The sequence below is a fragment of the Streptomyces hygroscopicus subsp. hygroscopicus genome, from assembly GCF_001553455.1.
In the GTDB taxonomy this organism is placed as follows: domain Bacteria; phylum Actinomycetota; class Actinomycetes; order Streptomycetales; family Streptomycetaceae; genus Streptomyces; species Streptomyces hygroscopicus.
This window is the reverse complement of sequence record NZ_BBOX01000221.1, coordinates 1-1622: the sequence shown is the minus strand read 5'-3', so window position 1 is coordinate 1622 and position 1622 is coordinate 1. Positions and strand designations below refer to the sequence as shown.

1 protein-coding gene and 1 pseudogene are annotated in these 1622 nt (G+C 76.3%); both read left to right on the top strand.

Annotation, left to right across the window (positions count from 1 at the left end):
• The first annotated feature begins 78 nt into the window (after nucleotides 1-78).
• Entirely contained in the window at nucleotides 79-1206 is a 1128-nt protein-coding gene (locus tag AXW62_RS22590; RefSeq protein ID WP_060946131.1) for an alpha/beta hydrolase, read from the top strand.
• 209 nt (nucleotides 1207-1415) lie between these two features.
• Nucleotides 1416-1622 (top strand): annotated as a pseudogene (locus tag AXW62_RS45155) (hypothetical protein); the annotation flags it as partial.

Below are 1622 nucleotides of genomic sequence, written 5' to 3'. Positions count from 1 at the left end.
CCCCGGACCCGGCCGGCCGGTCACCCGGCCGGGCACGCCCGCTGGCCAGGGGCCGCCGCCCCGCCCACACTGGGAGGGATGCGTCTGCGCACAACGGCGGTTGCGGCCGCCACCACCCTGCTGAGTGTCGGCGCGGCCGCGGTGGCGGCCGGGCGGTACGCCACCGACGCTGCGCTGAAACCGGCCCCCGGCCGCCCGCTGCCGAACGAGCCGCCGCTGACCGTGCACGCGACCGCGGCCGGCCAGATCACCCTGACCCGCTCCCTCGCCTCGCTGCGCCCCGGCACCTACGGCCTCACCGGCCGCTCCTGCCACGCCGTCGTCGGCCCCGTCATCGAGGACGCACCGCACTCCGCCGACTGCGTCGTACGCCGTCTGGAGCGGGTCAGCCACGGCGACCTCACCCCCGGCACCCGGGTGCGGCTCACTCCCCAGGTGCATGTCGGCAATCCGCGGGACGCGCTCGGCATCGACCACGCCGACGTCGACGTGCCCGGCGAACTCGGTCCGCTGCCCGCCTGGTTCGTCCCCGGTGAACGCTCCACCTGGGTGATCACCACCCATGGCCTGGGCACCACTCGTGAGCACCCCATGGTCGTCATGCCCTTCCTGCGGCGGCTGCGGGTGCCGGTGCTCGACCTCGCCTACCGGGGGGACCCCGGCGCCCCCCGCCCCGAGGACGGCATATCCCACCTCGGCGACACCGAGTGGCGCGACCTGGACGCGGCCGTCCGCTACGCGGTCGGTTACGGGGCCACCGGGGTCGTGCTGCACGGCTGGTCCACCGGCGCCTCGATGGCCCTGCACGCCGCCGTGAACTCCGCGCTGCGCCACCGCGTCCTCGGCATCGTCCTGGACTCCCCGGTGCTCGACTGGCAGGCCACCCTGCGCGCCCTCGCCGCGGCCCGCCGCATCCCCGCCCCCCTGCTCCCGCTCGCCCTGCGGGCCGCCGAGGGGCGCACCGGACTCCACGACAGCAGGGTCCCGGAGCTGACCGACCCCGAGCGGCTGACCGTGCCCACGCTGATCGTCCACGGCCCCGGCGACACCCTCGCGCCCTGGTACGCCTCCCGTGAACTCGCCGGTCGCCGACGCGACCTGGTGACCCTTCACACGGTGCGGCAGGCCCCGCACGCGGCCATGTGGAACGCGGACCCCGAGGCGTACGAAGAGGCGCTGAGGCGGTTTCTGACGCCGTTCCTGTAGCGCCCCGGAGGCCCTGGAGACGCTGGAGGCTCTCGGCGGCGGTGTTCCGTAGCGCCCTCCGGGCGCTCGCGGCAAGCGCGCGGGGGACGGCGCGGGAAGCGTTCGTCAGGCGGCGGCGGAAGCGTCCCCGAGGGGACGTGAACCGTTCGCCACGACCGCCGTACGGGTGCCGATTGGGCTTTCGGGCCGTCAACGGCGAGACTGCTTCCGTGACGTCCCGTACTCCGCGCGACTCCCGGCTCCGACTCGTCCGCAACCGGCCGATGGCCACCGCCCGCCGGCCCGCGGTGAACCGCGGCTCAAGACCGGCGCCCCGCCCGCCCGAGGGCACTCCGCCCCCGGCGGAGCTCGCCCGGCGGGCGAGGGCGGGGCTCACCGGGGCCGTGGCGATCGCCCATTGGGCCGCGGCCGAGCAC